Source organism: Streptococcus sp. ALY_208, assembly GCF_058314295.1.
The window spans coordinates 88406-113702 of sequence record NZ_JBZFUI010000004.1; the positions used below are offsets into that span (position 1 = coordinate 88406).

Consider the following 25297-nt stretch of genomic DNA (forward strand, 5'->3'; position numbering starts at 1 on the left):
GGACAGCCTGTTGAGACGGTTAGACCACGAGTATCTGACATGGCCAGTCCATGGGTACCGGATAGTCCATCGGTTCACCCACGGGCTCTTGACCCAGAGGTTTCAGAACCACGGGACAACCTTTCTGACCTTGATGTCAAATCCCCTAAGGCTTGTTCAATCCCTTTGTTCATAGAAAAAATATGGAAAATCATTGATGGTTGCTAATAAATTACGGATAAATAAGTGAAGGGCTTTGCCCGCTATCAAATCAAGAAAGGAACGTGATATGAACCGCAAGACCAAATGGCTATCGCTGGCATTGTTAGTGACCCTCTTAGGGCCTTATACAATCCCAGTCGCTCTAGCGCAAGAGTCGTCAGCTGCTGTTATCAAGGAAGACAAAAACCAAAACGGTATCCCTGATGACAAGGAAGACGATAACCACAACGGCATTCCTGACCTCAAGGAAGACTACGATGACAATGGTATTCCTGATTTCAAAGAAGAAGACCAGGCAGACTCCAGCTCATCGGATCAATCATCGGATGAAGCCAAGGAAGCCCCAGAAGAAACGTCAGAAAGCTCTGCATCTGAATCTCCGGAAGCTGCTTCTGAGGCAGAGAGCGACGCCCAAGCCTCCCAACCAGCAGCTGATCCTGACACATACCAGTCAGCTGATCCACAGGAAGACGCTGATCCCGATGAAACTGCCCCAAGCTCAGAGGAGAGCACATCCAGTCCAACTACTGATCAGCCGACGGATCAAAAAGCAGCTGACAAGGATCAAAAGACAGTCCCTAAAAAGGCAGTCCCTCAAGCCCCTCGTGCGAGTAAAAAGGTTAAGAAGATTCAAAAGCTCAACCAAACCTTGGCTAAGATGCTATCCCCAGTCCCAGTCCCGGCCTTAGCCCATCTGAATGGCGCTCAGTCTGAGACGCCTTCTAGCCTAGAGGCTTGGTATGGTGCTAGTGATGATCAACCAACTACTCCCCCGACCTATACCGCTTATGTGGAGCACTGGTCGGGTAAGGATGCCTACACTCACAATCTCCTCTCCCACCGCTATGGGATCAAAGCCCAGCAGTTGGATGGTTACCTGGATTCCTTAGGCATTAACTATGACCGCAACCGTATCAACGGCAAGCTCGTCCTCAAGTGGGAAAAGGAAAGCGGTCTGGATGCCAGAGCCATCATTGCCATCGCTATGGCAGAGAGTTCACTAGGCACAGCCGGCGTCGCTACGGAGCCAGGAGCTAATATGTTTGGCTACGGAGCCTTTGACAGCAATCCCAATAATGCCCAGCGCTATAAGGATAGCACAGCTGTCAGCCGCCTGACCCAAGAGACCATCATTGGTCATAAAAACCAGACCTTCAAGATTCAGGATGACAAGGCTAAAAAGCTGGCTTCAGGTCATTACAATCCCTTTGTCGATGGCGGTGTCTACTTCACCGACTCATCAGGCACTGGTCGCAGACGTGCCCAGATCATGCAAGACATCGATACCTATATCGATGAACACGGTGGGACGCCAGCTATTCCAGAGGAGCTCAAACATCTCACGGGGACTATGGCAGGCAAGGTGCCAGCAGGTTTCAGCCTCTCAAAACCGATCCAGACCGCTAGCTATATCGCCTCAAGCTATGCTTATGGCCAATGTACTTGGTATGTCTATAACCGAGCTCATGAGCTAGGCTATAGCTTTGATGCTTACATGGGTAACGGCGGAGACTGGCAGCACAAGCCAGGCTATGAGACGGGTCATAAGCCAAAGGTTGGCGCCGCCCTCTCCTTCTCACCGGGTCAAGCTGGTGCAGACCCCACCTACGGTCATGTGGCCATTGTTGAGGCCGTCAAGAAAGACGGCAGCATTCTCATTTCAGAGTCCAATGCCATGGGACTAGGCGTGGTTTCCTACCGCACCTTTAGCCCAGCCCAAGCCAGCCAATTTACCTATGTGTATGGGAAGAAATAATCCCAGCAGTGCCTCCGTAAGGAGGCGTTTAGAAAAGACGATTCACTAAGAACCGTCTTTTCTTTTATGACAAATTATTGACTAGTTTATGAATCTCGTCCCAGTCTTTTCATGATGAAGGCTTTAAATCGTTCCTTATCCCGATCGGTCAAGCGTCCTAAGATACTTATCTGTGGTACATTAGCAATCTCATAATATCTTACCGTATCAATCCAAGACGGTCTTCTTAAGCCAGCTTCAGCCCAGTCTTTAATGTCAAAGTAGTAGCGTTGCATAGCGACTGACTTCCTGTCAAATTGTGAGGTCACTTTTAGAACCTGCAGGATTTTATCATCACATTTAATCAGCATAGCAGGACGCACCTTTGCTCCTGTTCCATCATCAAAAGGGATACGAGCCATTAAAATATCATAACGCTCCCATTCCCTATCCATTACTTACCTCATACTCTGAAAAGTCTTCGTCAAAAAATTCTGCAAGATCTTCAGACTTCGTAAAATCAATGGGACGTTTGTCAAGTTCCGTCAAGATCAGTTCTTGTAGTTCTTGATCTGCTAGGTGTTTAGGCTCCTTCTTTAGTTCAAATGGTAAGCCGCCAACTGTTTGTGATTTTTTTAAAAACATCACGAAAGCCTCCCCGACACTGGTGCCCAAGTTGTTATACAATTCGGAAACATCATTATACAAGTTTTCATCAACTCGCTTTTGGAATAATTTAGTAGCCATAATAGTCCTCCTGACATTACTTTCACAATATCATTGTATAACTATTGCATGTATTTTGTCAACTGATGAGAAGATCATCAAGTCCCGCCAGCTGGCGCAAGAAGACACGAGTGGGAACCAAGAGCTGCGCTTCTCACCACACTATCTGATCCTCATCACCGATGAGACGCTGATTTTGGATCACGCCATCATGGAGTACTTTAACGACGACCCGACTGACCTAGGCTTTAGCCTGGTCTTTGTCCAAGATGTCATGCGCGCCCTCTCAGAGAATGTCAAGACCGTCATCCGTATCAAGGATGGCGCCAGAGGTGAGCTGGTCATGGAAGAAGGCGAGCTTAAAAACCATGAGTTCCTTCTGGATCACTTCCCAGAGGGCTATGACAAGGAGCGCATCACCAGACGCCTAGCCCCTCTCAATCACCTCGAAACCCTCAAATCCAGCATTCCAGACCAGGTCACTTTCTTAGACATGTATGGGGTGGAGCGTGTCGAGGATCTCAAGATCCCAGAGCTCTGGCAGCAGCATGCGCCTCACAAGAGTTTAAGCGTTCCTTTAGGATTGCGGGGACCTGAGGATTATGTTAAGCTGGATTTACATGAGCGTGCCCACGGGCCTCATGGCCTGATCGCAGGGACGACCGGGTCTGGGAAGTCCGAGCTCATCCAGACTTACATCCTATCCCTAGCGGTCAACTTCCATCCCCACGATGTCGGCTTTCTCCTCATCGACTACAAAGGGGGAGGAATGGCAGACCTCTTTAAGGGACTGCCCCATGTCCTAGGGACCATTACCAACTTAGATGGCAATCAAGCCATGCGGGCTATGGCCTCCATCAAGGCAGAAAATAGACGGCGCCAGCGCCTCTTCGCCCAGGTCGGGGTCAACCATATCCACGCCTATCAAAAGAAATACAAAAATGGCGAGGTGACAGAGCCCCTTCCCCACCTGATCATCATCTCGGATGAGTTTGCGGAGCTCAAAAATGAGCAGCCTGAGTTTATCAGCGAGCTGGTTTCAACGGCTCGTATCGGGCGCTCGCTAGGGGTCAACCTGATCCTAGCGACCCAAAAGCCCTCAGGGGTGGTCAACGACCAGATCTGGGCCAACTCCAACTTCCGCCTAGCCCTCAAGGTAGCGGACAAGGCAGACTCTCAGGAAATGTTGCATACGCCAGATGCGGCGACCATCACGCAGGCAGGCCGTGCCTACCTGCAGGTCGGCAACAACGAGGTCTATGAGCTCTTTCAGTCAGCTTGGTCAGGTGCAGAGTATCACCCCGACCAAGAGGATCAAGGACCAGAGGACGTTACCATTTCTTTGGTCAATGAGCTAGGGCAGTATCAAGCGCTCAACCAAGACCTCTCAGGTCTGGACGAGACAGAGGAGCTAAAGGAAGTACCCAGCCAGCTTTCGGTCATCGTCAGCCATATCAAGGAGCTGGCGACAGCTGCCAAGCTCAGAGCAGTTCCTCAGCCTTGGCTGCCACCGCTCAAGGAGCGGATCCCGCTACCCTCTACCGATGATTTCAAAGAGGCTTGGCAAACACAAACCAGCAGCTTGCGCTTTAGTCTAGGGATAGCAGATATGCCCTATGAGCAAAAGCAAGAGCCCGTTGCTATAGATCTTGTATCAGACGGTCATGTTGCCCTCTTTGGAGGACCGGGTACGGGTAAAACCACCTTCCTACAGAGCGCCCTTTTAGACCTGATACGGCACTACAGTCCAGAAAGACTAGAGCTCTACCTGATAGATTTTGGGACAAATGGGCTCTTACCCCTGAGTCGTTTTCCCCAGGTGGCTGATAGCTTCTTACTCAGTGACGCAGAGAAGATCACAAAGCTTATCAAGCGTTTGTCAGATACGGTTCAAGAGCGCAAGCGTCTCTTAGCCAAAGCTGGTGTTGCCACGCTAGAAATGTATGAACAGCTAGGGCATAATCCCTTCCCTCATATTATCGTGGCGATTGATAATTATGAAGCCATGAAGGATGAAGCCTTTGAGACAGAGTTTTACAGGCTGCTTGTCGTGCTTGCTCGTGATGGGATCGCTCTAGGGATCCACCTCATGATCACCTCTGGGCGTCAGATGAACCTGCGTGTTGCCCTCCATAGTAACATCAAGTTACAGCTGACCCTCAGGCAAAACGATCCTAGCGACGTGACTGCTGTTGTCGGACAGACCCCTTTAAAAGACATGGAAGACATCAAGGGGCGTGCCCTTATGTCTCGTGAGCAGGTAGACTATATTCAGATTCATCTGCCCTTTGAAGCCGAGAGCCAGCTAGATATCCTTGAGGCTTTCAGAGCAGAAAGCCAGACCCTATCTAAGGCATGGACAGGCACTAAGCCGGCCGCTATACCGATGGTACCAGACATTCTGACCCTGCCTGACCTACAGAGCCGTCCGGGCTATGCGCAGGCTACTGAGAGAGGTGCTATTGTCCTAGGTCTGGACAAGGAAAATGTACGAGTCCAATCATGGGATAGACAAGCCTCCAACCTGCTTTACCTGACCAACAATGTAGATAACATGACATCCTTACTGGACTATATCGAGGCTTCTGAAGGCACTATTGATGAGCAAGTCTTCATCTTTGCGCCTGACTACCACAATATTTCGCAGGCACATGCCTCGAGCATCTTGACCCAGCCACAAGAGCTTAATGAAATGATTGAGGCTATGGCTTACAGAATTTCAGAGAAGTTCAGCCAAAAGACCTTTGACCCTGAAACTGTCCTTATCCTCTACAACTATACGGATTTGATTGCTAATCTGGATCAGGCGCATCTCAAGCACCTGTCCTATATCATTGAGAAGGGACATCAAGTCGGCTATAGCGTGCTGGTCATGAGTCGCAGCAACCTGACGACCCAAATTGATAGCGCCAGCAAGGCCGCTAAGTCCTTGAGCCAATCCTTAGTTGATATGAGGATTATCGACCAGACTGCCGTCTCAGTCATCAATAAAATTAGAAATGAGCCCCTTCTAGGCTATCAAGAGCAGTATTTTATCAAGGACAAGCTGCTCTCAAAACTACAAGTAACATTTACAGGAGAGGATACAGACAGCTATGAGTAAGAAAGATAATATAAAGAGGGAACTGGCTGAAGCTAGAGGAGATCTCAGTGTTATAAATGCGAAAATAGAGAAATTAGAGGAAGCCAAAGGACGGGTTCGAATGACTAGCACGACTATCCAGTGGACTCCTATCAGTCATTCCAACATCAAAGAAAATAATCATTTGGCAGGCTCTCCTTACTCTGATATGTCGGATGATGAGAAAAAGATCGCAACTGATACTGGGGACGACTTGGATACGTCTAAGGATGACATGATAGACCTCATTGACGGCGCCATCAACAAAGCCCGATCTCAAGCTAATAGCTTAAGTAACAGGATTGAAAACCTAGAAGCCGAACTGGCAGATGAAGATTGATAGAAAGGAATCGTTTATGGGAGAAACTTACCCTAAAGTAGAGAATTTAGGAACCTTGGACGACTATGCGACAAGCATTTATGACTTCATGGAAACCTATACCGAATCAGCCAATAAGACTTACAGAACTTATACCGTTGACACGATTGAAGCCAATGATCAAAAAGGATTAGCGATCGAAGCCTTCTTAAACAAGCTCAATACCATACAGTCACAGCTCTTTGATCAATTTCCCGTTTCTTTAGGAAATTATGCCCAGACGGTTTCGACCTACTCTGGTGATCTCAAAGGGGAAGGTTTTAAAAGTCGGATGTGGTCGGATACTACAGGAGCCAGTGACTTAAACAAACGCTACACCTCTGGTGATCAAATGGTCGCAATAGATGTGACGGTAGGTGCATTAAAAAAAGCATTTGATTATGCCGCTGCCATCGCAGAGGTCGAGGCTCCTGATTTATCCAAAATAAAAGCATCTGCGCTGGAAGATTTCCAAAGTGCTGGAAAAAAGCGGACGTCAAAAGCTGCCAATGTTAATACCGCATGGACAACCTTTACCAGCAATCTCTCCTCCAATGCTCAAGCGATTAGCGCCTTTAAGCAAATTATTGCCAACGCAAGATACATAGGAGAATGGAGTCCTAGTGATGTCGCACATGCCATTGTTGGTGGCTATCTGTCTGCTGATGAGATGTACTACATTGATGCCATTTCTAGTAAAGAGGATGCCAAAGCTCTTAAATCTATTATGAGCAATACACCAGAGACTCTATATGAACTTGATCCAGATAAGATCAGCGAAGCGATGTATGATAATATTGTATCTGAGCAGATAGATTGGATGTATGACGGATGGGAAAATCATCTCAGTAGGTTTTTAAATGGACAAGGAGATGTAGAAGTAAGTAAGACCCAAAAATTTAGAGAACAATTTTTATACGCTGGTGATAGACTAGCTGCAACTGCATTGGCTTTAATGTATGACGTAAACGAAAATCCAGACGCCTATCCTCCAGAAACTATGGAAAATTTCCAAGAGTATCTAACTTATATCAACGGTCTAAATGGTGTTTATATGACCATGGAAGCATTAGGAATTGGAACAAAGCAAGGCGAGATGTACGCTTCTGGTAAATATCTAAATGTTTCATATAATATTGATGTTAAACTTGAGTACTCATCAGGTGGGGACTTTACTGGAAATGTGATGATTGATGTTGAACAATGGGAGTCTACTGATGAGAAGGATGCTAAACCATATCTCAATGGAGAGGGATCTACTGGTCAATACACTAGTGGTATAAACTATTCATCGGCAACTGCTAATAATAGGCAAGAAGAAGCCACTATTGCTGCACTCAATAGGAAAAGGGATGATAGGCTGAAAGACTTTGTCAAAAATTTGGCAGTAAGTGCTGCTACTTTTCCTTTAGTAACTCTATCTCCTTCATTAGTAGCTGGTGCTAATGTTCTGACGGCCGTAGGAATTATTTCGTCCAATGATCAGTCTCAAATAGGAGAAGCAACTCAAAATCGTATTTCTGTTCTAAAAGATGGGATAGATTTTGTCAAAAATTACATCATGTCTGAAGTAGATACTGAAAATGGAAAACAAGAAGCAAAAGATAATATCGTTGGAAATTTAGTTAATGAAGGTGGTTGGTACTACTCAAAAGGCGAAACAACACAGACATCTTCAAGAGATCATTTTTATGATTTTGAATCAATGATGCAAGAAAAATACATAGATGATTATGGGGTGACAGAATATCTAAATTCGGATGAATTGAAGAAGTATAAAACATATTTAGAAGACGCTAAAGATGAAAATCATAATAAAGCCTACAGTGATGATGTTATTGACTATCTCACCAATCCAAATTCCAAAGTGCGATTATCTGATTTGAATGCAGATGAGGTTGCTCAAGTATCTCAGGCTTTGGGTAAAACAAGTCAATATAGTTATACAGACCCAAATACTGGAAAAACATACAAGGGTGAAGACGGATATTACAATTATGTTAATGACCAGTATCAAGATGTATATGAAGGGAAGGTAGGGGAATAGTTTTGACTAAAAAAGGTGTTTTAACAGCATTAATGTTCTTTCTTTCTTTGTTAGGAACGTTTGCCTGGTTTGCCTATGCGACTTCTGATCAGAATCGCCCGCATTCTCTATTAGGAACCCCTATAAAGATATGGTGTGTTTTCTTGCTTCTCGCTTGTATTATTAAATATTGGGAAAAACTAACATTTCCTTTCAGACTAGTGGGAGCAAGACTCAAACCTTACTGGAAACTGCTATTGCCCCTAGTGGTCATTTTATTAGGATTTGGTGTATATCAAGGCATTGAGCATTACAAAGAGCAACAGCTGAAAAATTATTACGAAAAATTTTTTTCATATAAGCCACCAAAACGAATCAAAAAGGCAGAATTTTTAGGTGATCAAGCTGTAGCCATTCACTGGGAAAACACAGACAAAAAGGCGGATCGCTATATTCCGAAAGAAAATTTTGATTATGGTCCTTCAGGTGTAACCTCTTCTTCTACTTCCGATTATGTTGTTAACGAACAGAAACGTCTAAGTTATGATGAAAAAGGAATTAGACTTTTGGATCTCAATAAGTTGAAAAAAGATGAATATTGGTCCGTTAAGGTTTATAAAAAGTCTGGACAAAAGCTCAGTTCACCAACTGAAATTGATATTCCTAAGCTAGTGAGAGGATATAATTCTGACTATTACCCTTCGTCTGTACAAGTTGTAGAGAGAAAGGGAAAGAGCTATCTAATGATTGCTATACGTGAAATTACAGGAGTATATAGAAAAGAACATGCCTTTTTATATGTCAATTTAGATACTCAAAAAGTGAGCAGTGGCAGGGAATTATCGATTTCTGACAGAGATCTTAGCTTATTTGGTTTTACTTTTAGGAGTGATTTGGACAATAGATTAGAGAAGAAAGGAATTCTGTTTTTACATAATAATAGGTCTATCAGTCTAACCCAAGAAGGAATCAAACAATCTAGCCACTGGCAGATAGCTAAAAAGTATCCCAAGGTCTATGAGGTTCTCAAAAATGGTGGAAATTTGTATCTCATGCATGACAAAACAGATATGGATTATACCGCTAAAATCCTGCAACTCTTTGCAGAGGAAGGTACAGATATCTTTGATGGTGTAAATATTCCTGCTGACTATACGAAAGATGGAAAAGCTCACACCGTGAAATCTTATGAGGAATTCAAAAAGTACTATAAGATTGACAACTAGCCGGATTACAGATAGCGCTGACGAAAACTAACTAAAGTATGAGAAGGGAGGAACTATGGCAGAAAAAAAGATAGATACTAAGGTTCTAGAAAATGTTGATAATGCCTATGAGGATTTAAGTGGTTCTATCAAGGAAATTGGTGAAGAAACACTTGACTCCACTGCATCAGAAGCGATTAAGTCAGGCAATACAGCCATAAAGGATACAGCAGGCAGTACAAAAGACATGCTCAAATCATTTGATGCCTACCTAGGTGATGTCGCCAAAGCCTTTAAAGATACCGATTTTGAATTATCCTACAACATAAAAGAGACAATGGGGGATCCAACACCAAATACCTTGAAAGACATCCAAAAATCTAAATCCTATAAAAGATTAACTGAGGGAAGCAAGTAATTCTTCCAGAGTCATTTTACAAAAAAAGACGACAGCTGATCTATCACCTTAAAAAGGATCTAAGATCAACTCCTTAATCCTTTCCATAAAACCCTTGGGACACCAGTATCCGGTGCACCCTAGGTTTTCTGCACCCTTTTTTAGGCAGAAATCCACAAAAAAATCAAAAATCTCCCCTCAATTTACTCATAAATTACGGATAAATAGATGAGAGTGGGGCAGAAATCAATAATTCGGAGAATTTGATTTCGTTGTCCCACCTCCGCACAGTTGATTAAGCTCTAAACATCCAGTGGATGTTTAGAGACTATCACTTGCTTGCAAGGGATAAGGACCACCAATCAACCACTGCGTCAATTTAAATGGATGCTCCAGCATCTGGAAATTAATCCTCCTTCCTATCAAATCAAGAAAGGAACGTGATATGAACCGCAAGACCAAATGGCTATCGCTGGCATTGTTAGTGCCCCTCTTAGGGCCTTATACAATTCCAGTCGCTCTAGCGCAAGAGTCGTCAGCTCAGCTCACCAGGGAAGACGACAACCACAACGGCATTCCTGACCTCAAGGAAGACTACGATAACAATGGTATCCCTGATTTCAAGGAAGAAGACCAGGCAGACTCAAGCGCATCGGACCAATCATCGGATGAAGACAAGGAAGCCCCAGCAACGTCGGAAAGCTCTGCATCTGACTCTCCGGAAGCTGACCCAGAGGCAGAAAGCGGTGACCAAGCCTCCCAACCAGCGGCTGCTCCTGACACAGAATCAGCTGAAGCGCGAGAAGACGCTGACCCCGATAAAACTGCCCCAAGCCCAGAGGCGCCGATTTCAAGTCCAGCTGCCGATCAGCCGCTTGATCAAAAAGCAGCTGCCAAGGCGCATCAGCCAGCACCCCAAAAGGCAGTCCATCAAGCCCCTCGTGCGACCAAAAAGGTCAAGAAGATTCAAAAGCGCAACCAGCCCTGGGTCAATATGGTGTTACCAGTTCCAGCCTTAACCTATCTGAATGGCGCACAGTCTGAGACGCCTTCTGGTCTAGAGGCCTTATACGGCCCTCTCGATGACCAGCCAGCTACTCCACCGACCTATACCGCTTATGTGGAGCACTGGTCGGGTAAGGATGCCTACACTCACAATCTCCTCTCCCACCGCTATGGGATCAAAGCCCAGCAGTTGGATGGTTATCTGGATTCTCTAGGCATTAACTACGATCGCAACCGTATCAACGGCAAGCTCGTCCTCAAGTGGGAAAAGGAAAGCGGTCTGGATGCCAGAGCCATCATTGCCATCGCTCTGGCAGAGAGTTCACTAGGGACAGCTGGCGTCGCTACGGAGCCAGGAGCTAATATGTTTGGCTACGGCGCTTTTGACAGCAATCCCAATAACGCCCAGCGCTATAAGGATAGCACAGCTGTCAAACGCCTGACTCAAGAGACGATCATTGGTCATAAAAACCAGACCTTCAAGATTCAGGATGACAAGGCTAAAAAGCTGGCTTCAGGCCGTTACAATCCCTTTATAGACGGCGGTGTCTACTTCACCGACTCATCAGGCACTGGTCGCAGACGTGCCGAGATCATGCAAGACATCGATACCTATATCGATGAACACGGTGGGACGCCAGCCATTCCAGAGGAGCTCAAACATCTCACAGGGACTATGGCGGGCAAGGTACCAGCAGGTTTCAGCCTCTCAAAACCGATCCAGACCGCTAGCTATATCGCCTCAAGCTATGCTTATGGCCAGTGTACTTGGTATGTCTATAACCGCGCTCATGAGCTAGGCTATAGCTTTGATGCTTATATGGGTAACGGTGGAGACTGGCAGCACAAGTCAGGCTATGAGACGGGGCATAAGCCAAAGGTTGGCGCCGCCCTCTCCTTCTCACCGGGTCAAGCTGGTGCCGACCCCAACTACGGCCATGTGGCCATTGTTGAGGCCGTCAAGAAAGACGGCAGCATTCTCATTTCAGAGTCCAATGCCATGGGACTAGGCGTGGTTTCCTACCGCACCTTTAGCCCAGTCCAAGCCAGCCAATTTACCTATGTATATGGGAAGAAATAATCCCAGCAGTGCCCAAGTCCAGTCATGAGTTTTTTTGTCTTGGTACAAGAGAACAATCGCTAGTAGGTGACCCTATTAGCCATAACCCCTAAGATAGAGCTGTTAATCCTTTACTTAAATTTGTAGAATACTTTAAGAATATCAACCAACCAACAGCCCTATCGACTTGGGCACTGAGCGCCTCCGCAAGGAGGCGTTTTTAAGTGTATTAAAAAGACGATTAGTTTGCTTAACGATCCTTTCTTTTATGATGGAGCTTCTTAACAGTCTAAAACGCTATAGCCTCTATACAAACGATAGAAAATTGGGAAATTAGAGTTCCTATTGATCACTAACTTTCTTGTGAAATTTGATAAACCGAATACTATCTCGCTGAGTTAGATAACCAACAATCTTTGATGGTCATCACCAATTTCTACTACATAGCCAGTAGACAAAAGAACATGAAATAGAAAACATCTTATTATAAGGAGTACCTGCTCCTTTTTCTCCTATAATAGTATCCATAATATATAGTAGGAGGTTAAAATGCGTCATAGAAATCATAGACGGGCTTATAAAGGACAAACATCTTTTGACAGGGATTCCTTGGTAAATCGATCACAGAAATATATCTCTAGAGTCGAACGAACTCCGTCTCAAGAAAAATTAATCCTTGTGAAGCATCAAGAAACATCTAGGATAATAATCAGAATCATTTATTCCTTAATGATTTCAACTGGTTTGGTATGGTTAGTCAGTAAGCTAATGAGCTATGTTAATGATTATTTGATTCGTTTTAATTTGGGGGAGTATCAGTTTACCCCCTCATTACATCAGCTAGCCTTACTGGGCTTTGGGACATTTATTCTCTTATGTATATCAGAAAGTATTGAACAGTTCTTACGACTTTTGCGCTATATTGTATTACTAGCTATCTTGATATTAATCTTGTTGTTTCTACCTAATTTTCTCTCTTTGTAGATTCATAAAGGTGAGAAAACGATCAATAGTAGTCATAAGACGGCTGTCCCTTCTTTGCAGATCTGATACTTAAGCGGAGGATTCCAACATATAGTCAAGAACTTGTTATTATAAACTCTTTTAGCGAACAATCATGATATGATACCAATGAAATATATGATTTAGGGGGAATTATGGAAAAAAATGAGATGACTTTAACGCGTAAAAGTCCCATTGAGCGTCTGAAAGGATTCTTGAAACCAAGGCACCAGAAAAAATTCAAACCCAGACGAATGTCTATCGTCACTCGAAAATTTATTACCTTTTGTACTTATTTAGGTATTCTAGCTGGGTTACTTCTAATGGGGATTTTTTCAGCTGAACGGGTCACTTACTCATCTGATCAATTAGCCACAGAACGTGAGTTTGAGAATGGAACGGGTAAGATTGTTATGAAGACAGAAGACTATTCTAAAAAGAACGGCATTATTTTATTAGAGTTTGATACCTCTGATTACACTACTACAGTAGACCGAGGTATCAGTCCTGATAATCTTCAATGGGAATTACGCACCTTATCAGACAGTACCGATATGACCATGGATATCATCCCTGTTACAGATTCTAAAATGGTAGCAGTCATTAAAAATGTCCCAAAAGATTATGACCTTCTCTCTATTCAAATTACCAATAAAACAGCGGCAACCACAGGTGTAGATGTTGATTTGGAAAATTACGACGACTATTTACATGATAAGGATAACGCTCCTAAAACCTCCTCTGAGGCACAAGAAGAGGGAGAGGATTCAGTTTATTTTCTGGTGACCCCACAAAGTAAACTCTATAAAGAAACATTTGTGGATAATTTATCAAGAGAAAATTTTGCTCTGAAAGCTTTTGGAGATGAGAAAAAATTCCAAAAAGGTCAGATTAAAAAATTGAATAAATCAATTAAGACCTTAGACAGTAGCGTGAAGTCTAATGAAAAATCTATTGAAGATATGGAAAATGATCTCAAGTATCTAGTAGGTGATGCCTTGACTGAAAAGCAGAGTGATATTGATGAAGTTCAGCGTTCTATTGATACCAGCACAGAAAAAATAACAACTGCTGGGGATAATATTACAACAGCTAAGGCTATTATTAAGCAGTTAAATAGTAATATTAGAGCGGTTAAAGATGGTAGTTACCACTTTAGCTCCCCAGTTACTTCTGTAACCATGGATGCTGATGAGGTATCTGATTAGATTCAACAATACTTGAATTTTTCTAGTCAAATTTGGGAATGGCATCCTAAGCTCTATTGATCATCAATGGTTTTGGATACTGGCTTGACTTAAGCTAACAGCCTAACTTATAAAGGAGGTCACAATGAATCAGTTACGTGAAAATATTACAATTCCAAAAGACTTATTCGCTCCCAGCAAAGTCATGGGGATGCGTATCACTAGTCTTTGTTTGGTCACCCTAGAGCCAGTAGGCGTTTACTATTTTCTTGGGGATCTATTTCCAAAGACAAGGATATGGATGTTGGTTTTATTCTTACTGGTAGATATTATGTTCATGTTTTGGTTGGTCTTTCCTTTCAATAAGAAAACTAACTTTTATGCGGTTAAATTATTTTTGACGACCCGCCGACACAGTTTTAAATCTATTGATTATAAGAATAAAGTCTTAACAGACGTAGACCGCTCGCGCAATCGTGCTTAAAAGGAGGGAGACAGTGACAGAGAATAATAAAGAGAACAATCATCCCTTGACGAATGCAGGAACTCATGGAGATGAGAAGATACCCAAAAAGGTTTATTACGGTAAAAAAACTCATTACACAGCCTATGGTATCGATAAGTGGGGGTTTTCTTTCCTAGAGTTTTTCTGTACTAATATGAATGAGAAATTATCTAGTAGACTGGATGATTTTGAGGTGTTTGGTCGAGACACAGAAATCAAAGAAGTCTATACAACCTTGAATAAAACAAAGAAAAATACCCCTTGTTTGGTAGGGGAAGCAGGAACAGGAAAGTCTGCCATTGTAGAAGGAATTGTTGTTCAGGTATTAAAAGGAGAAGCTCCCAAAAAGTCCAATTTGGATCAGAAAGTTTTCTGGGAATTGGAACTATCCAGCATTGAAGGAACGAAAAAATTACCCAATGGAGACTATATGGATAGTGTTAGCATTGCCCGCTGTATTTTTGAAGAGCTGACCTATACCAAAGACCGCAATATTATCTTTATTGATGAGGTACACCAAATCGTCGGAGCGGGTTCTAGCGGAGAAGGCATGCAAGATATAGCCGAAACAGCTAAGCCTGCCTTAGCCCGCGGGGAAATTAATTTGATTGCCGCTACAACTCCAGAAGAGTATCGCCGGTCTATTGAAAAAAATAAAGCATTAAATCGTCGAATAACCCAAATACCTATCCATGAACCCTCCATTCCTAATACCATTTATATGCTCAATCATATTAAGGAGCAATTTGAACGAACTCAGGATATTACCATTTCCAAGGATGTCGTCCGAGCAGCGGTAGAATTATCTGTACGGTATATTCCGGAATTTGCTCTCCCGGATAAAGCGATTGACCTTATTGATACAGCTGTGGCCCACGCTGTCGTCGATGGCAAAGATGAGTTAGACATCAGAGATATTGCAGAAGTCTTAGCCACTCGTAAGAATATTCCCGTAGATATTATTGCTCGTATTGGAGGGCAAAATCGGATAAACTACCGCAAAGAGTTATCCAAGCGGGTTAAAGGGCAAGATGTTGCAATTGCAAAAGTAGCGCGTGCCATGGCCCGATCTAAACAAAAATTATCAGATTCGACATCTGTCAGAGGATCATTCTTGTTTGTCGGGACTACTGGTACAGGAAAAACTGAGCTGGTTAAAGCTCTGACTGAGTGTGAATTTGGTCAAGAAAGTGAGATGATACGTATTGACTGTTCAGAGTTCAATACTCCTAATGCCCTGGAGCGTTTGATCGGATCGGCAGATGAAAATAGTCGTGGTATCCTAACAGATCAAGTCAAACGAAAACCCTACTCAGTCCTCTTATTTGATGAGCTGGATAAAGCACCTGTTATTTGGGATCTTTTCTTGCAGATACTAGATGATGGTCATGTCTCAACTGGCCAAGGAGAAAAAATCAGCTGCAAAGATGTTATTATCATTGGCACCACCAATGAAGGAGCAGAAAAAATCAAAAATGAAAATGCTCGAAAACGTGGTGGTATCAGTCATATGAACCAGGATGAATATGATAATTTGGTCAAATCTGTCAAAGCAGTTCTCGGAACAAAATTCAGACCGGAGTTCCTTAATCGCTGGGGAGCTATTATTGTTTTTAATATGCTAGATCACTATATTTTGACAGATATTGTTAAGCTTGTTGCTGAGAACCAGCGTAAATTTTTCTTTAAAAATCATATTGAATTAGTCGTTGAAAATAAAGAACAATATTTCAACTACCTCATCCGTAATGGGGTGGATGTTGAAATGGGAGCCAGACCTTTGAAGCGTCTCTTTCAAGATGAAATCATTGATGAAGTTTCCGAGCAGTTAGAATTATTAGGACGTATCGATGAATGGTATCGTGTGATCATTAAAGAGACCGGTGAGGCCCCTCAACGCTTTGAAAATGGTAAACGAGAGCACAAGGATAAACGCTGCTTGGAAATCATCCCTGTAAAATTATCTACCCCTCCTGAGTGGTCTGAGACCTTGATAGAAGTAGGAGCTGTTAATGCGACATGGGATGAAAAGCATGAGTCTGTCCTATCAGTAGAATATCTTAAGGATAAGGTTTCTGAACCAGTAACCCTTAACACCAATCAGATACCCGCAAATCCTAGAGAACGAAAAAGAAAAAGCTATGTATAAATCATGAGGAAGGTTCAATGGTATCAACCAAGCACCCACAAAAATGAGAACTTTTTATAATAAAAAGTTTTCCTCCCAAAATAAGGTATGATGGAAACAAGAACAAGAAAGGAGATTAAATGTGAAAAACAAAATGCACATTTTTTTGATCAAGAGTAGACAAATGGTTAAGCCAATGGTCAAAACTCTAACAGTATTAGCTATTTTAGTGACCCTAGCAGCTTTTAGCAACAAGGTCTATGCGGCCGGCGGAGACCCAACGGCTAAACTGCAAAAAGGTGCCGACGAAGTTGGACAAAATGCCAAATTGATTGGAATGTCCGTTGCAGCACTGATGGGAATTATCGGGTCTATTGGACTCATGATTTCTGATAGTACACGTAAATGGGCCAAAGCTCATATTATGTGGGTTATCATGGGTGTCGTCATTATGGCCATGATAACAGGTATCATAGCCTACGCTGCTACCTTGGCAGGTAGTTGATTATTATTAATGAAAGGAAAGACATATGGGAAGTATTGTTAAAAATGCTATATTTAGCGATACATCCTTCCTTTACATTGAATGGCAAAAAGGGAAGTCTCCTAGTGACATGCCTGAATTATCTCAAATGATTAAAGAGTTGGATGACACCTATTTTTCGAGTGGTGTCAGCGATGGTATTGCAGAGTGCCTCAAACACTCCTATCTGCCATTCTCACATGCAGAGCTGCTATTTGGGACAATCAAGGAAGTCTTAGGAGACTTTTCGTTTAAGAAAGTATCTCTAGCCAATAATGAGGAAGGATTGAAAGAGGGAAGATTTAAACCAAGTACCATCGATGAAGTAGCCATAGAAGGGTTCACCATTAATGCCTACTATACGAATATCTTAACGATTTTTATACAGGAAGGGTTTAGAGGCTCTACAGCAAGAGGTTATGCAGCGGCAGGCTATACTTACGATGATGTGGTTGCCTATTTTAGAGAAGTGATGCAGGCCTATAAGCTTAGCCTAGACCTCACGAATCAGCAGATGGCACAGTTTGTACTACCAACTCCTGAAGAGGTATCAGATATCTTTAGACCTCAAGAGGCTGTTTCCCAGTTAGAGCGTGATAAAGAGCGGGCCGCTAAACGCAATGAAATGGAAATCCGCCAACAAATCAAATCAATCAATATCAGGTTTTCTATCTTATCTATCCTAGCCATCTTGATTGGGCTGATAGGGATTGTTTTTGGCTTGATCAATAAAGGATCACTCAACAAGACCAACGGTGTCATTACCCAAGCCTACCAAGAGCAGGCACAGACAGCTGATGTGGTTGACAATGAGCACGCAGCAGATGTCTTTGGCCGTTATTTCTTATCCTTCTACTACTCAGGATCAAAGGATAACATCACAGACTTTTTATCTAATGGGGATGCCAAATACACCTATCCTGAAAAAGCGGATGTCCAGACAGCCCTGCTAGAGTCTGTCAAGTATCAAAAAGACGGAGTCTATCAAATGACTTACGTCGTTACCACCAAATCTACTGATGGTGAAGTCGATACCAATCGGATCAGCTTTGAGATCAAGAAAGACAGAAAAGCCAAGTACGGCTACCTAGTGACTAAAGAACCGGTTTCAAGCCCCTATGAAACTCCTAATGCCAAGGATAAGGAGTGATGACTCATGGCCAAAAAGTTCGCAAATTTAAATGAGATGATTGATGCTATCAATGGCAAAAAGGGGATGATGAGCTCAGATTTTTCCGACCAGATCGGTAATGGTATAACCCCTAACCCAAGTGATGATCCAACAGCGAGGATGATGGGTCAGTTCTATAATCAGTGGTCAGTCTATCTCAGCCCCATGCCAAAATTTTTGACCTTCCTCATGAAGCTTCCAGAACTGGTCATGAAGACCCTCTATTCCTTTACCAGTGCTCTAGAGAACATCATAGGAAATATCTTTAAATTATTTGGCTTTATTGACAGCTTTTCAGATACGGGTACCTTTTTCGGTCAGTTTTACACCTGGATGAAGGTACTGGGGATGACGATCGGTGTCGCCGCCGCCGTTCTTTATATTATAGGAGCCTGGTTTGGCAATAATGCCCTAGCCCGCTACAAGGACCTGCTGGTCGGAGTGATCCTTGCCACCTTTACCACGGCCTTTCTGCCCCAGGCGATAGGCTCTGCAGCCAACCTCTTTGGCACCAGCAGTCAAGAGCTCTACAAGTACGATGCTAATGGCAAAAATCAGGAGACTTCTCTAGCCCTGCAGCCCATCAAGGACAATACCACAGATCTCCTGCAGTTAGTCAAAAATAATTTTGATACCAAAAAACTGGGCTATGATGCTGAGACAGGCTATCTCCTCCAATCCAAGGCCCAAAAAGGCATCGAGCTCAACAAGATTACCAAGGATAATATCATGAGTACCCATTTTGACGACTGGCTTGGTTCTCCCGATAAAGATACCTTAAATAAATTTATCGATAAAAGTAAAAAAAATAAGAACTATAAAGGAGCAGCAAGTATCCTAAGCCATAAATTGGGCAATTATGAAGGAGACGGCAAGGATGATACAGTTGTGATTGAAAAATCCGACACCGCTAAAGCCACGAATCTCAACGGACTCTTCTCACCAGTCTACCTGCGCTACAAGGTCAACTGGATAACCCTTTTTGCCCAGCAGATCGTCCTAGTTATTGTGCTTTCCGTCATGATCATCAAGTATGGGATCTCTATTTTTAGGATTATCTATCAGTCTTGGTTTGCCCCCATTGTCGCCTATATCAATGTGGGTAACCCTACTCAGCTCAAAAAATTCATCACAGTACTGCTGACAGGGGTTTCAGCCTTCTTCTTAGATATCGCCATGCTCAAGCTCAGTATGGAAGTGCTTAAAAATATCAGTACTTTTAAGTTGAATTTTGGCGGCTCTTCCAGTACCTATTTCAGTAGCTTAGGTTATTATGAAGGATTATTGGCTAAAGTTTTTCTTTACATCAGTATTATGATCGTTATGATAAATGGTAGTCAATTTATTGAACAATGGATTAGTCCAGAATCAGCATCATATGGTGGGGCAGAGACACAAGCAGCAGCTGACAGAGTAGATAATGCGAGAAGAAAAGTCAAAGATAAAGCAAAAGAAGCAAAAGATAAAGCGAAAGATAAAGCGAAAGAAGCTACTAGTCGTATTGTCAGAGGTAGGGAACCAAATACACGAACAGGTGGCCTAGTCGGAGCTGTTCAAAGTTCGGTCGCCCGTCATAATGCTGTGTCCAATGCTACTAAGCGTGGCGTAGGAAAACAACAAGCTAGGCAAGTAGTTAAGGAAACTCGCCTCTCTAAGACGGGAAACAATTATGCAGATAAACGAGATAAGCTTGACAGCAATATGGAAAAATATTCTGACAAGCTGATGCAAGGGCCAGAAAAAAGTGTATCGTCACAAAAACAAGAAGAAAAAAGTCGTAAAGATGATTTCCTGAAACAGCAAAGACTAAAAAGTCAAAGAAGGAGGAACTACCGCTGATTAGTTTGACCTATTTTTAATGATAAGAGTTTGAGATAAGATAGTTCCAACTAAGGAAAAAGCAACAGATCTTTGTCTGTTGCTTTTTGTGGTAATTCCTTAATAAATTAGAATTGATCAAGAGCTAATTATCTTAGCAAAAGCTTTTCATAGGCTGGCCGATATATTAGCTATTTTAACATCTAAACTGTATGCTTTGGTTACTTTGCTGAATATTGATTTCATCATTGACAACATGACACGGGACACAGGTATTCCAAAATACGCTACTACTCCTATTGTTATTCCAAGTATAAGTACCAGTAGTCCAAGTCGAGCAGACGCACAGGTCTGGAACATGAGTCCAATAATAAGCATGATAACTGTAATGGCTATTATAAGCGTTAGATATCAACCAACTCCCTCCAGTAATTCGAAAATCAGCACTATCTCCAGGAATGTCACTAATCCAAGAACAATTCTATTCTTATCTTTCTCGTGTTTCAAGCTGAACTTGGGATCAAATCTTAATGTTGCTTTTATCAATTATGGCAAGTCTTTCTTGTAAAAACGAGCTTGAAGTAAACACGATTTTATAAAGCTAGCCATCTCATTCCCTTACAGAAACGCATTCCCCAGGATGATATTGTTAGTATAGATAGTTCCCTATATCGGTAATCCTCCCAAAAAGATGTGGTTTTACGGCTTCAAATCTCATCTGTTGGTCACTTTATTAGGCTTTATTGTGAGTTATGGTGGCCTCTGTTTATGATGTCAAGTGGTTGAAGAACTACTTGAGTCCACAACTTTTTCTATTGTTTTAGGAGACTTAGGTTACCTTAGTCAGGCTTTGAAACAGCATTTAACACCAGAAAAAACACTGCTTTTAAATATCTTCGAGGAGCAATATGGCTAATGCCAAGGAGCACCCTCATTTGATGTTCAAAGGTGAAAGGTGAAAGGAAAAACATTGAAACATAATCTCCGTTTTGTGTGCTGAGTGACATCGAAAGACTATTAGCGAGAAGTCTAAAGGGGAGGTGGAACTTTTTTAGGTAGAGCATGTTAGCTTTCCTTATAAAATGGGATTTTGCTACTAACACCGTAGGTATTGAGTTATTTATTAATAACAAACACCCTAACTACAGGAAAAACATAAAGTGTTGATACGGATATTATAAGTATAAGTACTAATAAATCAGGTACAGCAGATGCTAATGTTTGAATAAAGAGCATAAGAACGAACAGTACAACTGCAATTGTCATCATAACGGTTAGATACCTACCGATTCGCCTAGCAATTTTAAAATCCACAGTCTCTGCAGGAATATCAGAAAAGATGAAAAAAGATACCAGCGATACTCCCAAGCCCCCAAAGAACATCAGAGGAACCAAAAGCCCGATACGAACCCATCTTGATCGCATCCGGTTTTTACTCAAGAATTTAGTAATCAAAGAGTAGCCAATCGCACAAAAAACATTCCAAGCCAGAATAACCAATAAAAGAAAGACACTCATCTCATAAAAACTATCTTTTAACATAAAAACCACCTCATATGCACCTTGCCCTCATTATACCATCTTTGGCAAAATAATTAAGGAGGTTCCGATACTTTTTATTATAAAAACTATCCAACCAAATTTTTGATAAAGTAGAGACGAGAATAGAGTTGACTTAGTACAGCAAAAGCATATCCGTGATGATAAGGAGGAAAGCATGAAAAAATTTAGACTAGGAACCTTAATTTTACTGTTAGGAGGCCTGTTGCTTTTAGTAGGTTGCTCCAAAGGAAATGACGCTTCAAAGGCTTCGTCCCAGCCTTCATCCAGCAAGCAAACCATGGATGGTAAATGGTATCTAGCAACTATGGGGATATATCCCGATGCTAAGCCTTTTGCAACGATTTCTGGTGATACCATATATTTCGATGATGACGTTATGACGCTCTCATGGGGTGAAAAGTGCACGATTGATTGGGATGGTGGAAAAATGAGCGATAGTTTAGATTCATATGATTTTGATAAGATCAATGATGATAAAATAAAAATAGATGATACCGAAATTATTGTTAGAGAAGGAAGTAAAGAATATAAAAAAATGTTAGTCAAATCGGAGGACGAATAGCAGCAGACTATTCAGAAGAATATCATACGCTGACTAATCTATCTAAGTTCTATTCTCTAGGCTGTTCTGGGACACATCAGAACAGCTTTTTTGACGAAAAGGATCACAATAGATCAACGCTTCTCTATCGTCAAGAACAATACTTTTTATTATAAAAAATACCCAACCAAATTTTCGTTATGATAGAAGTGTATCAATGAATAGTGAGGTAAATGAATGGCTATAAAGAAAAATGGCACGAGGGCGGGATCAAGCCGCCTAGCTGCGATTAAAAGTAGAGTAGAAAACCTTGAGAACCGCCCCAACATCATGCCGACAGAAGCTCAAAAGTCTAAGTCTAGCGCAAGTCCTGCAGCAACAAGTAGCAGTCGTCTGAGCCGCCTGAGAGACCAGTCCTTTGAATTTATGGCACCAGAAGAGATGGATAATGACTTTCTCTCGACCGCTGACTTGATGGATACAGTAGCCATTGTCACAGAGGAAAAGGGACACCCAATCAGAATCAATAATAAATACACGCGCTATATGCAGATTTTAGAGGTAGAAGGACAAGACCTAGGTTCCCTATCTGAGGAGGAGCAGGACTATGTGGTGACCAGTTTTACGTCATTTTTAGCCCGCTACCCACGTCCTTTGACCTTTGAGGGGACAACTCTACCAACCAATACCGCAAATCAGATCAATGAGAGCAATCGTATTTATAGGGAAATCACAGCCCAGATCTCAAATCCTAACCTAGATAGGCGCTTACTAAAGCAGCTGGAAGACAGAAGGCGGGCTCTGCAAAATAATATCGAGATGGAAGAGCGTGTCAGTGCAGAACTCTACAATTCAGAGTTTCTGATTTTAATTTTTGGAGATACCCCTAGTGAGCTAGCCAAGAATGTGAGAGATTGTATCTCATCTGGTAATTCTGGCTTTAGCCCGCGCGTGGTTAGTGATGCTAAAAAAAGACAAATTATTAAGCAGTATAACAATCAAAATGAAAGGGTTTAGATATGGCACGGTTAAACAAAAAGAAACTTAAACAGCAGCAACAACAAGGGTTTGACCACTATTTCATCAAGCAAACCCAGCCCAAGGGCAATATCAGCTTTACAGAAAGCAATGATTCTTGGCATAGTGGGGACGGCTATCATACCTCTATCTTTGTCACAGGTTTTCCGCAAAATGGTCTTGGCTATTTCTGGGCAAAGGAGGTTATGGGGATTCGCGATACCATATCTTTCATGCACGTCTCAGAGATCGAACGACAAGAGTTAGATGATGCATTTAGGAAGTCGATTTCTGAAAAACAAAGTCGCCTCGGTCACAGCCGGACAGCTATGGATGAGCAAAGAGAATATGACGAATTCGAAGAATTGAGGGACATGGAGCAGATTGTCCGTACCTTTGGGACGAGTGTCAAAGGCATTTGGGTTCGCATCTATATCTCTGCTTCAACCCCAGAAGAATTAGCAAATGAAGTCGAACGTGTTAAAAATGAGGTTTCTCGTTTTGAGTTGACAGTTTTTTTGGGAGAGCAAGAGCTAGAGTATCATGCTCCCTTCATTCCTGCTAACCGTCTGGAAAATACGCCAAACTCAAGGCGCCCCCAGCCCCTCTTAGTGACAGCTTTGGGAGCAGGGTTTTGGGGAGATCACACTAAGCTAGAGGATCCTTATGGATCATTCTTTGGTGCGACCTTAACAGAAGGTGTCTTTAATTTTGATTTATTGACACGCGATGAGAATAGAAAGCGTCCTAATATGATCATCTCAGGTTCTTCAGGAATGGGGCAAAAGACGTTTTTTGTCAAGAATGCGGATACCCTCTATGCCCGTGGTAATAAACTTTTCAATATCGATCTCGATAAGACATTTTGCCGGACAAATGAAGGCGAGCCAGGTATCCCACGTATTAATGAAATCCAGCATGGAATCAGAATTGATATGAGTGGGATTAGCGATAGTTATAAGCTCAATATTATGCAAGTTCTACCGACCAATACCTATGAAGATGGGGTAACTGTAGATGAGCGGACATCTTTTACCAATCATATCGAAGCCATTGCTTCTATCGCCCAAGCCTGGTCTCCTGATCTTGATGGCGAACATATTAGTCATCTTAAAAGTATGGTTCGTCAATTTTATGTTTACAACAATTTTTGGCCAGAAAATCCAGATGAGACGATTGATGATCCAGATAACCGCATCACAAATATCGTCGAGGAACAATTCCCTATCTTAACGGATTTCATCTCCTTTTTAGATAATCAACGCATCTACTATGCCAATAATCCTGGAGGAGATAATGACAATAAAAGAAAAATGACGGAAAATCTGATCAATAACTTTGATGACCTTAAGTCCCAGTATCCATTTTTCGACGGGATTACCACCTTTGAGGATTTTAGCCGAGAAGCGTCAGTAACGTTTGATTTATCAAGTATCAATGATGATCGCTTGATGAATCTGCAGATGATCCAAACTCTACGATTGATTCAAATGTATGTAGTCGCAAATGGTAAGCTTGAAAATCAAAAATATGAACAGGATCTGATTGACGGCAAAGAAAAAAATCGTGCGCAATATATCCATTCCATTATTAATATTTCAAGTGCAGATAAAATATTGGATGAGCGCTATAGTCAATCCGTCAGCTACCTCGCAGATATTTTAAATACGGTTGAACGAAACTTCGGAGCTATGGTCCTTGAGATGAGAAGCCTGCAGAATGTCTTGAGAACAAATAACGCAGGACTGTCAGATTATGCCAATGCCGTTCGACGGTTATTTGAAGCGACTCAATACCGCCTATTTGCTCAAACAGAAGAGTCAGCTATTGGACCAATTGCACAAACTCTAGGATCTTTACGAGAAAGTGAGCTGGATACCCTGCCACGCCTATCCGAAGGTGTCTTTTTGATGAATATTTCAGGTGGTTCAAATATCGTATTTGCCCAGGAGTTTAGTGACTGGGAATTGGAACGTTATCGCTATCTGGAATCGATGTAATAAAGGAG

General features: G+C 42.3%; 19 protein-coding genes and 1 pseudogene. 17 read left to right on the forward strand and 3 right to left on the reverse strand.

What is annotated here, in order from left to right; genetic code table 11:
• Window positions 1-268 precede the first annotated feature (268 nt).
• Entirely contained in the window at window positions 269-1957 is a 1689-nt protein-coding gene (locus AC4HAI_RS05060; RefSeq protein ID WP_491110690.1) for a CHAP domain-containing protein, read from the forward strand.
• Window positions 1958-2043: 86 nt separating this feature from the next.
• Here the strand turns inward: AC4HAI_RS05060 and AC4HAI_RS05065 are convergent, their stop codons facing one another.
• Both AC4HAI_RS05065 and AC4HAI_RS05070 read right to left on the reverse strand, forming a co-directional pair.
• Window positions 2044-2391, reverse strand: coding sequence for a hypothetical protein (locus AC4HAI_RS05065; RefSeq protein ID WP_491110691.1), 348 nt, complete (start codon window positions 2389-2391; stop codon window positions 2044-2046).
• Entirely contained in the window at window positions 2384-2683 is a 300-nt protein-coding gene (locus AC4HAI_RS05070; protein WP_491110693.1) for a type II toxin-antitoxin system RelB/DinJ family antitoxin, read from the reverse strand. The genes AC4HAI_RS05065 and AC4HAI_RS05070 overlap by 8 nt, the downstream gene beginning before the upstream one ends.
• Before the next feature lie 55 nt (window positions 2684-2738).
• Between AC4HAI_RS05070 and essC the strand changes: the two genes are divergently transcribed.
• The 13 genes and pseudogenes from essC to AC4HAI_RS05135 form a co-directional block, all read left to right on the forward strand.
• Window positions 2739-5765, forward strand: a complete 3027-nt coding sequence (gene essC / locus AC4HAI_RS05075; protein WP_491110695.1) for a type VII secretion protein EssC — start codon at window positions 2739-2741, stop codon at window positions 5763-5765.
• Window positions 5758-6123, forward strand: coding sequence for a hypothetical protein (locus tag AC4HAI_RS05080; protein ID WP_491110696.1), 366 nt, complete (start codon window positions 5758-5760; stop codon window positions 6121-6123). The genes essC and AC4HAI_RS05080 overlap by 8 nt, the downstream gene beginning before the upstream one ends.
• Window positions 6124-6139: 16 nt before the next feature.
• Window positions 6140-8188 carry a hypothetical protein gene (locus tag AC4HAI_RS05085; RefSeq protein WP_491110697.1) on the forward strand — a complete coding sequence of 683 codons (2049 nt, stop codon included), beginning with the start codon at window positions 6140-6142 and terminating at the stop codon, window positions 8186-8188.
• 2 nt (window positions 8189-8190) lie between these two features.
• Window positions 8191-9393: a hypothetical protein gene (locus AC4HAI_RS05090; protein WP_491110698.1), complete on the forward strand. Its 1203-nt coding sequence runs from the start codon at window positions 8191-8193 to the stop codon at window positions 9391-9393.
• 55 nt (window positions 9394-9448) lie between these two features.
• Complete coding sequence (locus AC4HAI_RS05095; RefSeq protein ID WP_491110699.1) at window positions 9449-9790, forward strand: hypothetical protein; 342 nt, start codon at window positions 9449-9451, stop codon at window positions 9788-9790.
• A 424-nt stretch (window positions 9791-10214) separates the two neighbouring features.
• Window positions 10215-11855: a CHAP domain-containing protein gene (locus AC4HAI_RS05100; RefSeq protein ID WP_491110701.1), complete on the forward strand. Its 1641-nt coding sequence runs from the start codon at window positions 10215-10217 to the stop codon at window positions 11853-11855.
• A gap of 1136 nt (window positions 11856-12991) precedes the next feature.
• A complete protein-coding gene (locus tag AC4HAI_RS05105; RefSeq protein ID WP_491110702.1) occupies window positions 12992-14044 on the forward strand; it encodes a hypothetical protein in 1053 nt (350 codons plus the stop codon).
• Window positions 14045-14168: 124 nt separating this feature from the next.
• On the forward strand, window positions 14169-14507 hold the full coding sequence (locus tag AC4HAI_RS05110) for a hypothetical protein (protein ID WP_491110703.1): 339 nt from the start codon (window positions 14169-14171) through the stop codon (window positions 14505-14507).
• Between the two features lie 13 nt (window positions 14508-14520).
• Complete coding sequence (locus tag AC4HAI_RS05115; protein ID WP_491110705.1) at window positions 14521-16677, forward strand: AAA family ATPase; 2157 nt, start codon at window positions 14521-14523, stop codon at window positions 16675-16677.
• Between the two features lie 121 nt (window positions 16678-16798).
• Window positions 16799-17161, forward strand: coding sequence for a hypothetical protein (locus tag AC4HAI_RS05120; RefSeq protein WP_491110706.1), 363 nt, complete (start codon window positions 16799-16801; stop codon window positions 17159-17161).
• A 25-nt stretch (window positions 17162-17186) separates the two neighbouring features.
• Window positions 17187-18329 carry a hypothetical protein gene (locus tag AC4HAI_RS05125; protein WP_491078497.1) on the forward strand — a complete coding sequence of 381 codons (1143 nt, stop codon included), beginning with the start codon at window positions 17187-17189 and terminating at the stop codon, window positions 18327-18329.
• Between the two features lie 6 nt (window positions 18330-18335).
• A complete protein-coding gene (locus AC4HAI_RS05130) occupies window positions 18336-20189 on the forward strand; it encodes a pLS20_p028 family conjugation system transmembrane protein (RefSeq protein ID WP_491110707.1) in 1854 nt (617 codons plus the stop codon).
• Window positions 20190-20642: 453 nt separating this feature from the next.
• Window positions 20643-21227: pseudogene (locus tag AC4HAI_RS05135) on the forward strand (transposase); the annotation flags it as partial.
• Window positions 21228-21284: 57 nt separating this feature from the next.
• On the opposite strand, the gene AC4HAI_RS05140 reads toward AC4HAI_RS05135, so the two are convergent.
• The gene (locus AC4HAI_RS05140; RefSeq protein WP_491110709.1) at window positions 21285-21710 is read right to left on the reverse strand and encodes a hypothetical protein; all 426 of its coding nucleotides are present in this window, start codon (window positions 21708-21710) and stop codon (window positions 21285-21287) included.
• A gap of 175 nt (window positions 21711-21885) precedes the next feature.
• Here AC4HAI_RS05140 and AC4HAI_RS05145 point away from each other — a divergent pair, with 175 nt between their 5' ends.
• The 3 genes from AC4HAI_RS05145 to AC4HAI_RS05155 all read left to right on the forward strand — a co-directional run bounded on the left by AC4HAI_RS05145 (window position 21886) and on the right by AC4HAI_RS05155 (window position 25289).
• On the forward strand, window positions 21886-22293 hold the full coding sequence (locus AC4HAI_RS05145) for a hypothetical protein (protein WP_491110710.1): 408 nt from the start codon (window positions 21886-21888) through the stop codon (window positions 22291-22293).
• A gap of 216 nt (window positions 22294-22509) precedes the next feature.
• Entirely contained in the window at window positions 22510-23289 is a 780-nt protein-coding gene (locus tag AC4HAI_RS05150; protein WP_491078493.1) for a TraC-like domain-containing protein, read from the forward strand.
• 2 nt (window positions 23290-23291) lie between these two features.
• Entirely contained in the window at window positions 23292-25289 is a 1998-nt protein-coding gene (locus AC4HAI_RS05155; protein WP_491078492.1) for a virulence factor, read from the forward strand.
• Window positions 25290-25297: the final 8 nt, after the last annotated feature.

Bases quoted from the DNA above. Each gene is read 5' to 3' on its own strand.
- AC4HAI_RS05140 (WP_491110709.1), bottom strand. From the start codon at position 21,710: ATGTTAAAAGATAGTTTTTATGAGATGAGTGTCTTTCTTTTATTGGTT.
- AC4HAI_RS05130 (WP_491110707.1), top strand. From the start codon at position 18,336: ATGGCCAAAAAGTTCGCAAATTTAAATGAGATGATTGATGCTATCAAT.
- AC4HAI_RS05060 (WP_491110690.1), top strand. From the start codon at position 269: ATGAACCGCAAGACCAAATGGCTATCGCTGGCATTGTTAGTGACCCTC.
- AC4HAI_RS05110 (WP_491110703.1), top strand. From the start codon at position 14,169: ATGAATCAGTTACGTGAAAATATTACAATTCCAAAAGACTTATTCGCT.
- AC4HAI_RS05145 (WP_491110710.1), top strand. From the start codon at position 21,886: ATGAAAAAATTTAGACTAGGAACCTTAATTTTACTGTTAGGAGGCCTG.
- AC4HAI_RS05085 (WP_491110697.1), top strand. From the start codon at position 6,140: ATGGGAGAAACTTACCCTAAAGTAGAGAATTTAGGAACCTTGGACGAC.
- AC4HAI_RS05155 (WP_491078492.1), top strand. From the start codon at position 23,292: ATGGCACGGTTAAACAAAAAGAAACTTAAACAGCAGCAACAACAAGGG.
- AC4HAI_RS05070 (WP_491110693.1), bottom strand. From the start codon at position 2,683: ATGGCTACTAAATTATTCCAAAAGCGAGTTGATGAAAACTTGTATAAT.
- AC4HAI_RS05080 (WP_491110696.1), top strand. From the start codon at position 5,758: ATGAGTAAGAAAGATAATATAAAGAGGGAACTGGCTGAAGCTAGAGGA.
- AC4HAI_RS05065 (WP_491110691.1), bottom strand. From the start codon at position 2,391: ATGGATAGGGAATGGGAGCGTTATGATATTTTAATGGCTCGTATCCCT.
- AC4HAI_RS05150 (WP_491078493.1), top strand. From the start codon at position 22,510: ATGGCTATAAAGAAAAATGGCACGAGGGCGGGATCAAGCCGCCTAGCT.
- AC4HAI_RS05125 (WP_491078497.1), top strand. From the start codon at position 17,187: ATGGGAAGTATTGTTAAAAATGCTATATTTAGCGATACATCCTTCCTT.
- AC4HAI_RS05095 (WP_491110699.1), top strand. From the start codon at position 9,449: ATGGCAGAAAAAAAGATAGATACTAAGGTTCTAGAAAATGTTGATAAT.
- AC4HAI_RS05100 (WP_491110701.1), top strand. From the start codon at position 10,215: ATGAACCGCAAGACCAAATGGCTATCGCTGGCATTGTTAGTGCCCCTC.
- AC4HAI_RS05105 (WP_491110702.1), top strand. From the start codon at position 12,992: ATGGAAAAAAATGAGATGACTTTAACGCGTAAAAGTCCCATTGAGCGT.